The 12,114-nt window shown below is 73.1% G+C and carries 9 protein-coding genes; 6 read left to right on the top strand and 3 right to left on the bottom strand.

Annotated features, from left to right (window positions below; genetic code table 11):
• Positions 1-2,486: type I polyketide synthase (locus KBY19_RS34035; RefSeq protein WP_210967383.1), on the bottom strand; the 2,486-nt coding region annotated here is incomplete at its 3' end.
• A gap of 231 nt (positions 2,487-2,717) precedes the next feature.
• Between KBY19_RS34035 and KBY19_RS34030 the strand changes: the two genes are divergently transcribed.
• From KBY19_RS34030 to KBY19_RS34005, 6 genes are all read left to right on the top strand, one after another.
• The gene (locus KBY19_RS34030) at positions 2,718-3,524 is read left to right on the top strand and encodes a VOC family protein (protein ID WP_210967382.1); all 807 of its coding nucleotides are present in this window, start codon (positions 2,718-2,720) and stop codon (positions 3,522-3,524) included.
• Positions 3,525-3,745: 221 nt separating this feature from the next.
• A complete protein-coding gene (locus tag KBY19_RS34025; protein ID WP_099885505.1) occupies positions 3,746-4,495 on the top strand; it encodes an MIP/aquaporin family protein in 750 nt (249 codons plus the stop codon).
• A gap of 176 nt (positions 4,496-4,671) precedes the next feature.
• Complete coding sequence (locus KBY19_RS34020; protein WP_210967381.1) at positions 4,672-6,498, top strand: bifunctional UDP-sugar hydrolase/5'-nucleotidase; 1,827 nt, start codon at positions 4,672-4,674, stop codon at positions 6,496-6,498.
• A gap of 174 nt (positions 6,499-6,672) precedes the next feature.
• Positions 6,673-7,578, top strand: coding sequence for an MBL fold metallo-hydrolase (locus KBY19_RS34015; protein WP_099885503.1), 906 nt, complete (start codon positions 6,673-6,675; stop codon positions 7,576-7,578).
• 114 nt (positions 7,579-7,692) lie between these two features.
• A complete protein-coding gene (locus tag KBY19_RS34010) occupies positions 7,693-8,256 on the top strand; it encodes a hypothetical protein (RefSeq protein WP_185018666.1) in 564 nt (187 codons plus the stop codon).
• A gap of 171 nt (positions 8,257-8,427) precedes the next feature.
• Positions 8,428-9,819: a glutamate-cysteine ligase family protein gene (locus KBY19_RS34005; protein ID WP_210967380.1), complete on the top strand. Its 1,392-nt coding sequence runs from the start codon at positions 8,428-8,430 to the stop codon at positions 9,817-9,819.
• A 106-nt stretch (positions 9,820-9,925) separates the two neighbouring features.
• Here the strand turns inward: KBY19_RS34005 and gdhA are convergent, their stop codons facing one another.
• The gene (gene gdhA, locus KBY19_RS34000) at positions 9,926-11,278 is read right to left on the bottom strand and encodes an NADP-specific glutamate dehydrogenase (protein WP_099885500.1); all 1,353 of its coding nucleotides are present in this window, start codon (positions 11,276-11,278) and stop codon (positions 9,926-9,928) included.
• A gap of 172 nt (positions 11,279-11,450) precedes the next feature.
• The coding region (locus tag KBY19_RS33995; RefSeq protein WP_247691710.1) for a glycoside hydrolase family 15 protein at positions 11,451-12,114 on the bottom strand (664 nt) is incomplete at its 5' end.

The following is a 12,114-nucleotide window of genomic DNA, read 5'->3' as shown; positions in this document are numbered from 1 at the left end:
GACCCGCGCCCAGGCGGTCGCCTCCGGCAGCCGGGACCCGCCTCGACGAACAGCAGCTCGCTGTCTTCCAGCAGCAGCGCGACGCTGGGCGCGAATTGGACGGGCGCGCGCAGGTGCCGCGTCCAGTAGTCGGGGTCGACCGCCTGCTCGTCGGTGATCCACCCGCCGGTGATGTTGGAGACGAACGGCAGCTGCGGAGCGCGCAGTTCGACCTTGGACAACTCGGCGGCGAACGGTTCCAGCGCGGGCTCCATCATGGCCGAGTGGAACGCGTGCGAGGTGTGCAACCGGTGGCCGGTCACGCCGCGTTCGGCCAGTGCCGCGTGCGCGGCGTCCACCGCCGCTTCCGGTCCGGACAGCACGGTCAGCCGGGCGCCGTTGTAGGCGGCGATGTCGCAGCCCGCCAGCCCCTCGACCGCTTCCGGCGGCGCGGGGACGGCCAGCATGCTGCCGCCGGGCAGCTCCTGGACCAGCGCTCCGCGCCGCACCACCAGCCGCACGGCGTCGGCGAGCGTGAACACACCGGCGAGGCAGGCGGCGACGTATTCGCCGACGCTGTGGCCGACCATGGCGGCCGGGCGCAGTCCCCACGCCAGCAGCTGCCGTGCCATCGCGTACTCGACGGTGAACAGCGCGGGCTGGGCCATGCTGGTGCGGGTCAGCCGCTCGGCGGCACCGCGCTCGTCGGCGGCGAAGATCACCTCGCGCAGGTCGGTGTCCAGCAGCGGGCGCGCCAGCTCGGCGCACTCGTCGACGGCCGCGCGGAAGACCGGTTCCTGCTCGTAGCAGCGGCGGCCCATGCCGAGGTGCTGGGAGCCCTGGCCGGGGAAGAGGAAGGCGACCGGCGCTCCTTCAGCGGGTGCCGGGGCTCCTCCCCCGGCCTGGGGACGGGAGGTCGCCCCGGTCCGGACGGCGCGGCGGAGCGCGGCGGGGGCGCCTTCCGTACCGGGGACCACGGCGACCCGGTGCCGGAAGTGCGGGCGGCCCAGGCTCAGTGTCGCGGCGACATCGGCCGGGTCCTGTTCGGGGTGGGCCTCGAGGTGGTCGGCGAGACGGCGGGTGGCGTCGGCGAGCGCTTCGGGTGTCCGCGCCGACACGGGAAGCAGCGACGGGCGCTGCCGGGCCGGCTCGACGGGTGCGGCCGACGTGGCTGATGCGGCCGAGTCGGCGGGCCGGGTGTCGGCGGGTGCGGAGAAGCGTTTCAGCTCGGGGTGGGCAGGCGGCTGCTCCACCACCACGTGCGCATTGGTGCCGCCGACCCCGAAGGAGCTGACGGCGGCGAGCCGGACGTCGTGGTGCGCCGGCCAGTCGGACAGCTCGGTGTTGACGTAGAAGGGGCCGTGCTCGAAGTCGATGGCCGGGTTGGGCCGGGTGTAGTTGATGCTCGGCGGTATTCGGCCGGCCTGGAGGGCCAGGACGGTCTTGACGAGCCCGACGACGCCCGCCGCGGGCCCCAGGTGGCCGACGTTGCCCTTGACGGAGCCGATCGGGCAGACGCGGACGCCCGTCATACCCAGGTCGCGGTAGGCGCGGGTGAGCGCGTTCACCTCGATGGGGTCGCCCACCCGGGTGCCGGTGCCGTGCGCCTCGACGTAGCCGATGGCGGCGGGATCGAGGCCGTGGGCGCGCATCGCCCGCCGGATGAGCAGGGCCTGGCCCTCGACGCTGGGCGCCGTGAACCCGGCCTTGAGGGCGCCGTCGTTGTTGACGGCGGAGGCCCGGATGACGGCATGGACGTGGTCGCCCGCCGCCACCGCGTCGACGTACCGCTTCAGCACGACGGTACCGACGCCGGTGCCGAAGATCGTTCCGTCCGCGTCGGCGTCGAAGGGGCGGACCCGACCGGTGACGGAGAACATGCCGCCCTCGGCCGAGTGGTAGCCGGTCTTGCGCGGCAGCTCGACCTGGACGCCGCCCGCCACGGCGGCGTCGCACTCGCCGCCCAGCAGCGCCTGGCACGCCATGTGCACGGCGACCAACGACGTGGAGCAGGCGGTCGCCACGTTCACGCTCGGTCCGGTGAGGCCGAGTTGGTGCGAGACGGCGGTGGTGAGGTAGTCGGCGGCGTTGGCGACGATGACGCCCACCTCGCCGAGGAACGAGGTGGCCTCGGGGTGGGTGTTGACGTTCCACTCCCGGTAGAAGTTGGGCGCCCCACCGCCGTAGACGCCGACCGTGCCGGGCACCTGGAACGGGTCGTAACCGGCGTGTTCGAGGGCCGTGTAGGCGGACTCCAGGAAGAGCCGGTGCTGCGGGTCGCGGACCTGCGCCTCGCGAGGGGTGAGGCCGAAGAAGCGGGCGTCGAATCCGGCCACGTCGTCGAGGACCGGTTTGACCCTTATGTAGTGCGGGTCCGCCAGTACGGAGGCGGGGATGCCGGCCGCACGCAGCTCCTCCTCGCTGAACCGGGTCACCGACTCCGCACCGGCCGTCAGGTTGGCCCAGAAGGTGTCCAGATCGGCGCTGCCGGGCACCCTCAGCGCCATGCCGACGACGGCTATGGCGTCCTCCCGGCCCCGAGCGCCTCGGCCGTTCCCGGATGTGCCGGCCGGCCCCCGTGGGTTCGTACTGTGCACCGCGCAGCCCCCTTACCTGATGTTCGTGCATCCTCCGCCGCCCCCAACTCACCCGTCAATGCGTACAGTTCGACAATGACGTACGGCGGGCCGCGCTGTCGGCGCGCCGAGCGGGTGGACCGCCCAGGGAGGAGAGCACCGGTGCCCGAGCCCATGTCCTACCCCCCGGGGGCGCCCTGCTGGGCCGATCTGCACACCCCCGACCAGGCCGCGTCCGAGCGGTTCTACACAGCCGTGCTGGGGTGGGGGCATCTGCATGCGGGACCGGCGTACGACCACTACGGATACGCCACCTGGCAGCGGCACATGGTGGCCGGTATCGCACCGTTCGAGCCCGGAACCCACGGGGACGGCGAGGAGACGGCGAGCTGGATCGTCTCCTTCGCGACCGACAGCGCCGACGAGCTCGCCGACCGGGTGGCGGCGGCGGGCGGCGAAGTCACCCATGGCCCCGAGGACTTCGGTGTGCTCGGGCGCGCCGTCGTGGCGGTGGACCCCGCGGGCGCCCATGTCGGCTTCTGGCAGCCCCGGGCGCATCTGGGCACGGGCCTGTACCGCGAACCGTCCGCGCTGTGCTGGGCGGAGCTCGCCGTGCACGACACCGGCGCGGCGGACCGCTTCTACGAGGCGGTGCTGGGCCTGCGGACCACCGAGTACACCGCTGCGGGCGAGGAGCACTACGCGGCGTTCCGGCTGCCTGCCCTGGGCGCGGACGAGCCGCTCGGGGAGGCGGTGGCGGGCCGGACCGTGCTGGGAGCGGAGCAGCGCGAGGCGGAGCCCTTCTGGATGCCCTACTTCGGCACCCGGGACGCGAAGGAGACCGCCTCGGTGGCCCGGCGGGAGGGCGCCACCGTGCTGTACGAGGGGGTGAACGGGGAGGGGCGGGGTGTCGCCGTCCTCCGCGATCCGCAGGGTGCGGTTCTCGCGCTGCTCGAACTCCCCGCCTGAAGGGGAGCCCCCGTCCCGCCCCGAAGGGAAGCCCCCGTCCCGAAGGGGAGCGCCCCCGCCTCGAGGGGAGCCCGCGCCTGAGGGGAGCGCGCACCGGACGCGGAGCCTCCGCCGGGAATTGTTGGTCGGCAGGCTGGAGCAGCCCCTGTCCAGCAAGTAGGGTGCGCGCCCATCGCCGTCGAGAGAACGGTGTGTGAGCCGCGACGTTGTGGAGGTAGTGGATGAGCGCGGGCTCGATCTTCTTGTGGGAACTTCTCGGTACCTCGGTACTGGTCATGCTGGGTACCGGCGTTGTCGCCAACAACGTACTGCGCAGGACGAACGGCACCGGCGGGGGCGTGCTGTTCGTCAACATCGGCTGGGGCTTCGCGGTCTTCACGGGCGCGAGTCTCGCGGCACCCAGCGGCGCGCACCTCAACCCGGCCATCACGCTCGCCCTCGCCGTGGCCGACAAGACCGAGTGGTCCGACGTGCCCATATACATGCTGGCGCAGATGCTCGGCGGTGTCATAGGCGCGGTGCTGTGCTGGGCCACGTACAAGCTGCAGTTCGACGACCACGACGACCCGGCGGGCACGCTCGGCGTGTTCTCGACGGCGCCGACGATCCGCAACAGCTTCTGGAACGTGGTCACCGAGGTGCTGGGCACCTTCGTGCTGGTCGCCTTCGTGCTCTTCTCCCCCACGTTCAAGCCCGGGGAGGGCAACGGCGGCATTCCCGACTTCGGCAACTCCGCACTGGGCTACGCGGGTGTCGCCTTCGTCGTGCTGGTGATCGGCACCTCGCTGGGCGGGCCGACCGGCTACGCCATCAACCCGGCCCGTGACCTCGGCCCGCGGCTCGCCTACGCCTTCGTCCTCCCCATCAAGGGCAAGGGCAAGGCCGACTGGGCCTACTCCTGGGTCCCGGTCGCCGGTCCCCTCCTGGGCGGCGTGCTGGCGGCTCTGCTGTATCTGGCCTACCCGGCGTAGTCGGCATCCGGCCCTCCCGGCGGTTCCGCCGCGACGAGCCACTCCTACGGGTGGCTCATGGGCGATGCTGCGGGTCCAGCGGGGGTGCGAGCGATTTGATCTGACCCGGTGGCGGCGACCGCCGCCACCGGGTCGGATCCGCACTCGCGAAAGGCACCCCGTTGCACGGATCAGCATTGCGCTCACGCGCCCGTCCGCGTACCCGCGGCGCACGTCGCCGTCTCGTCCTGGCCGGGGCGAGCGCGGCCCTCTTCCTCGTACCGGCCCTGTCGGCCGCCGCCGAGGGGTCGGCGCGGAGCGACGCCGGCGGGACGGCACCCGTTCAACTCCTGGCCGTCAACGATCTGCACGGCAACCTGGACGCCGTACCGGGCCCGGCCGGGGCGGTGTACCGGAGCGGTCCAGGCGGCGAGCCCGAAAAGGTGCAGGCGGGCGGGGTCGCGCGGCTCGCCACGCTGCTGGACCGGGCACGGGAGCGCGCACGGGGGGCCGACTCGCTGACCGTCGCCGCGGGCGACATGATCGGCGGCAGCCCGCTGCTGTCAGCCGCCTTCCACGACGAGCCGACCGTCGAGGCACTGGAGACACTGGGCCTGGACGTCAGCGCCGTCGGCAATCACGAGTTCGACGAGGGGCCCGCCGAGCTGCTGCGGATGGACACCGGCGGCTGCCACCCCAAGGACGGCTGCGCCGACCCGGAACAGCCCTACGACGGTGCCGACTTCCCCTATCTCGCGGCGAACGTGTTGCCGCGCGAGGCCGGGAAGGGGAACGGGAAGGCCGCGGCCGACCGGAAGCCGATTCTTCCGCCGTACTGGATCAAGAAGCTGCCGAGCGGCGAGCGCATCGGATTCATCGGGCTGACGACGAAGGACACCCCGTCCGTCGTGAGCGCCTCGATGACCAAGGACCTGGTCTTCGAGGACGAGGTGGCCACCATCGACCGGTACGCGGACGAACTGGACCGCAAGGGCGTCAAGGCGGTGGTGGCGCTCGTGCACGAGGGCGCCCAGCCGCCCGGGAAGAACTACGACGCCACCTGCGGCAAGGACGGTGCGGCCGACCGGCTCGACGGCCCTGTCCAGCAGATCGCCACCAAGGCCTCGCCGAAGGTGGACCTGCTGGTCACAGGGCATTCGCACGAGCCGTACATGTGCACCGTCCAGGACCCGGCGGGGCAGCCGCGGCTGGTCACCCAGTCCGCCTCGTTCGGCCGGACCTTCACCGACCTGCGCTTCGACATCGACCGCGAGACCGGTGACGTGGTGCGCTCCTCCGCCCGCGTCCAGGCCCAGATCGTCGGCACCGACACTCCCGAGCAGCCGCGGGTGGACCGCGTCGTCGAGAAGTGGCGGGCCCGCTCGGCGGAGTTGGCGAACGAACCGGTCGGCCACATCTCCGCCGACATCCCCGGCCGGGGCGCCCCCGATCCGGAGACCCCGCTCGGCGATCTGATCAGCGACGCGCAGGTGGCGGCCACCCGTGAGGCCGGCGCCGAACTGGCGCTGCTCAACTGGGGCGGCGTGCGCTCCGACCTGACCTACCGCGCCTCCGGCCGGGAGGGCGACGGTGTGGTGACGTACGGCGAGGCCTTCCAGGTGCAGCCGTTCGACAATCCGCTGGTGACGATGACGCTCTCCGGGAGGCAGCTGCTGGACGTGTTGCGGCAGCAGTTCTCCGGCGCCAACCAGGGCTATCCGCAGGTGCTGCAGATCTCCGACGCGCTGCGGTTCGACGTCGACATGTCGCGCGAGGGTGCCGACCGGCTGCTGGCCGGTACCGTGCGGGTGAACGGCGAGCCGGTGGACGAGTCGGGCAGCTACCGGGTGACGGTCAACGACTTCCTCTCCCAGGGCGGCAACGGCTTCAGTGTGCTGAAGGAGGGCACCGACCGGCAGACCGTCACCCGTGACCTGGCCGCCTTCGTCGAGTACCTCAAGCAGCACTCCTCGCCCGAGAAGCCGATCGCTCCGCCCAAGGCGGACCGCATCACCTGGCGCTGAACCGGGATGCCGGTCCGGACTCCGGACCGGACCCGGGCGGGTCCCCGGCCGGGGGCAAAGGGCGGTGGTCGGAAGGCGCCCTTTCGCTCCCGGCCGGTCGCGGGGTGTGCTGGAGGAGCGCAGCGAGCCCGTGCGGCACCCGCTGCTGCGCGCGGACACCCAGGAGGAGTTCCCATGGAGACCACCGTCGGCGCCGACGAGGCCGGGCGCACCGGCTGGTACGTGGACGAGCGGTGCACCGACTGCGACGTGGCCCGTCAGCTCGCGCCCGAACTCGTCCGCGAGGGCGAGGGCCGCTCCGAGCTCGTCCGGCAGCCGGAGAACGAGACGGAGGCCGGCCAGTTGCTGGCCGCCGCGCTCGCCTGCCACACCCGTTCGATCCGCCCGCCGGGCGGACGGCTGGATCCGGCCGCACCCGACCCCTTCCCACTCGCCCTCGACGCGCACGTGCTGCTGTGCGGGCACAACTCCAGGCACACCGCGGGCGCCAACTCCTATCTGCTGCGGCGCCCGTCGGGCAGCTGGATGATGATCGACACGCCGCGCTTCAGCGAACCGCTGGCACGCCGGTACGAGACGGACCGCCGGTTCACGGACGTGCTGCTCACCCACCGGGACCACGCGGCGCACGGCCGCCGCTGGGCGGACCGGCTGGGCGCCCGGCTGTGGATCCACGAGGGCGACCTGGACGCGGCCCCCGACGCCGACCAGGTGCTGCGTGGCACGGCGCCCGCGGACATCGCCGAGGGGGTGCGCGCCGTACCGCTGCCCGGCCATACGCGCGGCAGCGTGCTCTACCTCGCCGACGAGCGCTACTGCTTCAGCGGGGACAGCTTCTACTGGGCGCGGACGCTGGACGACCTGGAGGTCGCCCAGAGCGTCACCTGGTACTCCGTCGAGGAGCTGGCCGCCTCGCTGGCGCGGGTGGCGGACGGGCTGCGCTTCGAGTGGCTGCTGCCGGGCCATGGCGGGCGCAAGCGGCTGCCCGCGACCGAGATGGCGCTGCGGATGCGGCGGTTGGTCCGGCGCGTGGCCACCCTGCGGCCGCGGCCCGTCGACTTCACCGCTGTGCGGTGGTAGAGCCCGCCCCCGCGGCAGCCGCGCCCGGCTCGCGGCCGGCGGGCCCGGCTACGGTGGTGGCGCCCGCCGCGCCGCTCGCGGCGGGCCCGCCGTTGTCCGCGAGGAGCCCGCACCGTGAAAGCCGCACGCCTGGTCACCGACGTTCTTCAGCCCCGCAACGCGTTGCTCGCGGGGCTGACCGGGCTGGGAGTCGCGGCGGCTGGGAACTGGACGGGCGTCCCCTGGGGGCTGTTCGCGGCGCTGTGTGCGGGCATCGTGCCGGCCTCGTACATCGAGTGGGAGCGAAGACGCGGCACCTGGGGCGACCGGCATGTGGTCGACCGGACGCAGCGGCTGCCGATCTTCCTGGTGATCCTCGGCTCGGTGGGGCTGGGAGCGCTGGTGATGGTGCTGGGGCGGGCGCCGCGGGACATCCTGATCGCGATGGTCGCGCTGTGGGTGATGACGGTGGGCCTGCTGGCGGTGAACACCGTCTGGAAGATCAGTGTGGACGCCGCGGTGGCCGCGGCGGTGGTGGCGATGCTGGCGGTGGTGCACTCGGTGTGGTGGCTGCCGGGCGCCGGCCCGTTGGTCGTGGCCGTGTGCTGGTCGCGGATCGCGTTGAGATACCACACTGTGGCGCAGACGGCCGCCGGGGCGACCCTCGGGCTGGTCACGACGGGCGCCTGGCTGGTGTGAGGGCGCAGCCGGCCGTGTGCGGACGCCCCGGTGCGGGAAGGCGGGGTGCGACGTCACCTGAAGGGGTTGGCTGTTGCGGTAGCGCGCCGGGGGTACCCGCCGGATGAGGCGGCGGGATGGTTCCGTTTCTCCCGTCCGACGACCGCTTGGCCGACTCTCCCGAGGTGCGTCATGGCTCTCGCCCCCGTCACCCCGTCACTCTCCCGGGCCGAGCTGCGCCAGGTCTTCGAGAAGAGCCCCGACCAGTCCGGGGCCGGGCCCGGTGTCGCCGGCGAGCTGGTCGGTATCGAGGTAGAGACCGCGGCGCTGGACCCCGCCACCGGTGCCGCGGTGCCGTACGAGGGGCCGCACGGAGTCCGTGCGCTGCTGGAGCACCTTGCCGCCGAGCGGCCGGGCGCCGTGCCCCGGTACGACCGCGCGGCCCTGGTGGCGGTGCGGCTCCCGGAGGGCGGCACGGTCTCGCTGGAACACGGCGGGGCCGTGGAGTTCTCCTCCCCGCCGTGCTCCAGTGTGACCGAGCTGGCCGAGGTGACGGACCGTGCGCTGCGCGGACTGGCGGCGGCGGCACGCCGGTTCGGCTTCGCCCTGGTGCCCGGGGGCCAGTACCCGTTCACGGCTCCGGAAGAGGTGCGGTGGGTGCCGCACTCGCGGACCCCGCTGATGCGGCGCCACTTCGAGAGCCTGGGGAAGCCGGGCGCGGGCGGGGTGCAGGTGATGTCGCTGGCCCTCTCGACGCAGGTCTCGCTCGACTTCACCTCGCTCGCCGATCTGCGGGAGAAGCTGCGGGTCCAGGCCGCCGCCTCCACCCCGGCAGCCGCGCTGTTCGTCAACGCACCGCTGGAGGGCGGCCGACCGTGCGGGCAGCTGTCCCGGCGGATGGACTATCTCAGCCGCACGGACCCGGCCCGCACCGGCGTCGTCCCGATGATGCTGCGCGAGGACGTCGATGTGGAGATGTTCATCGACTGGGCGCTGAACCTGCCGATGATCCACCGTGCGGCACCGGACGGCGGTCGGCGCGCGGCACCCCGGGTGCCGTTCGGCACGCTGCTGCGGCAGGGCTTCGGGGACGGCAGCAGACCCCGGCTCGCCGACTGGCGGGCGCATCTGTCGCAGGTCTTCTCCGACGTGCGGCTGCGCGAGACCTTGGAGCTGCGCGCCGTGGACGGCCCGCCGTTCAGCGCTCTGGGCGCGGTGCCCGCGTTCTGGACCGGGCTCAGCTACCACCCGCCGGCCCGCGCCGCGGCCTGGGAACTGCTGCGCGGCATCGGCCCCGACGAGCACCGTGCGGCGCTGCGCGACATCGCCTGCCGGGGGCCGGCCGCCGAACTGGCCGGGCGACCGGTGCGGGAGGTGGCGGCCGAGCTGCTGCGGTTGAGCGAGGCCGGTCTGCGGGCCCGCGTCGAGGCGGGCGCCGAACGTCCGGAAGCGGTGGATCTGCTGGCCCCGCTGCACGAGATCGCCGAGTCGGGCGTCACCTTCGCGCAGCGCACGCTCGACCAACGGCAGGAGGACCCGGCGACCTTCCCGGCCCGCCACATCGCCCGGCACCGCATCCCGTGAGCCCGCACCGGGGGGCTGCTCCCCGTCAGAGCGCGGAGAACCGCGAGAGCGGCCACGGTGACCCGACAGCCTTGCGGCGGCGGACAGGGGCACCCCGCACCGGCCGCTACACCACGCCCTGGCTGCGCATCGCCTCGGCCACCCGGTGGAAGCCGGCCGCGTTGGCACCGAGGACGTAGTCGTCGGCGCTGCCGAACTCGTCGGCGGCGGCGACGCATTCGGTGTGGATCGTCCGCATCACCGCGGCCAGCCGGGACTCGGCCTCCGGGAACGTCCACGACTCGCGGGCGGCGTTCTGCTGCATCTCCAGCGCGGAGGTGGCCACACCGCCCGCGTTGGCCGCCTTGCCCGGGCCGTAGCGCACGCCTGCCTCGCGCAGCACTCCGACGGCCTCCGGGGTGCAGGGCATGTTGGCGCCCTCGGCGACGACCTTGACCCCGTTCTTGACGAGGCTGACGGCGTGCTCCTCGGTCAGCTCGTTCTGTGTCGCGCACGGCAGGGCGATGTCGCACGGCACGTCGTACACCGAGCCGCGGGTGCTGAAGTGGGCGCCGGGGCGTGCCTCGGCGTAGGTGTCCAGCCGCCCACGGCGCTCCAGCTTGATCTCCTTGAGCAGTTCGAGGTCGAGGCCCGCCTCGTCCACGACATAGCCGGAGGAGTCGGAACAGGCGACGACCAGAGCGCCGAGCGCCTGGGCCTTCTCGACGGCGAAGAGGGACACGTTGCCGGCCCCGGAGAGGACGACGCGGTGCCCGGCCAGGTCCTCGCCGCGGGTGGCGAGCATCTCGCGGACGAAGTGGACGGTGCCGTACCCGGTGGCCTCCGTGCGGGCGTGCGAGCCGCCCCAGCCGATGCCCTTGCCGGTGAGCGCGCCCGCCTCGAAGCGGTTGGTGAGCCGCTTGTACTGGCCGAAGAGGTAGCCGATCTCCCGGGAGCCGACGCCGATGTCGCCGGCGGGCACGTCGGTGTGCTCGCCGAGGTGGCGGTGCAGTTCCGTCATGAAGGACTGGCAGAAGCGCATCACCTCCGCGTCGCTGCGGCCCTTGGGGTCGAAGTCGGCGCCTCCCTTGCCCGCGCCGATGCCCAGCCCGGTCAGCGCGTTCTTGAAGATCTGTTCGAAGGCGAGGAACTTGACGGTGCCCAGCGACAGTTGCGGCACGAAGCGCAGTCCGCCCTTGTACGGGCCCAGCGCACTGCTGAACTCCACCCGGAAGCCGCGGTTGACGTGCACCTCACCCGCGTCGTCGGTCCACGGAACCCGGAAGATGACCTGCCGCTCGGGCTCCACCAGCCGCTCCACCAGCTTCGGCTCGGCGCGTTCGGGGTACTTGCGCAGCACCGGCTCCAGACTGTGCAGCACCTCCCGCACGGCCTGATGGAATTCGGGTTCTCCGGGGTTTCGGCGCAGAACCTCGGCGTACACCGCTTCGATACGGCTGCTGGCATCCACGGACATCATCCTCGTCGCTCGCACGGCCACCCGGCCCTGCCGGGACAGGCTGGTCACGAGGGTACGTTCAGCTGCCACGAGGTCGGCTCGCAAGTGGCGAGAAACACTCTCGCGGGGCCGCACCGTGCTCCTCCGGCCCCGGCGGACCGACGGGCGTACGCCCCGGCGCCGCAGCGGGCGCTCACCCGGCGAGCCGCACCGCGTTCTCCAGCATCAGCGCGTGCACGAACGCCTGGGGCAGATTTCCCCGCATCTGGCGCTGTTCGACGTCGAACTCCTCGGCGTACAGCCCCGGTGGCCCGTAGGCGGCGCGGTTGCGCTCGAACCAGCGGTAGGCGGCGGGGCGGTCGCCGAGGTGGTGGGTGACCAGCGACATCATGAAGCCGCACAGCAGGAAGGCGCCCTCGGCCTCGGCGAGGGGGCGGCCGTCGTGGCGGAAGCGGTAGACATAGCCGTCCTCGGCCAGTTCCTGCTGTACGGCCGCGACGGTGCGTCTCGCATTCGGATCGGCGCCGGGCAGGCACCCGCGCGCCAGCGGCAGCAGGACACCGGCGTCCACCGAGGGGTCGTCGGCGGCACGGGCCCACACCCCGTCGGGGCGCAGGCAGCGGGCCCGGGTCCGGGCCAGTACCGTCTCGGCCAGTGCGCGCGGGCGCTCGGCCTCGCGTTCGGGCAGCTGGGCCGCCAGCGCGCGCAGTCCGGTCACCACGCTGAGCCGCGAGTGCGTCCACCACCGCTCCTCCAGCTCCCACAGCCCCGCTTCGGGGCGCTCCCAGTTGCGCTCGACAGCGGTGACGGCGACATCGACGGCGCGCCGGACGTCCCGGTCCTCCAGGTGTCCGTAG

Source organism: Streptomyces sp. B15 (genome assembly GCF_018070605.1).
GTDB classification, from domain to species: Bacteria; Actinomycetota; Actinomycetes; order Streptomycetales; family Streptomycetaceae; genus Streptomyces; species Streptomyces smyrnaeus.
The sequence above is the reverse complement of the archived record's forward strand: the minus strand, read 5'-3'. Positions and strand labels throughout refer to the sequence as shown.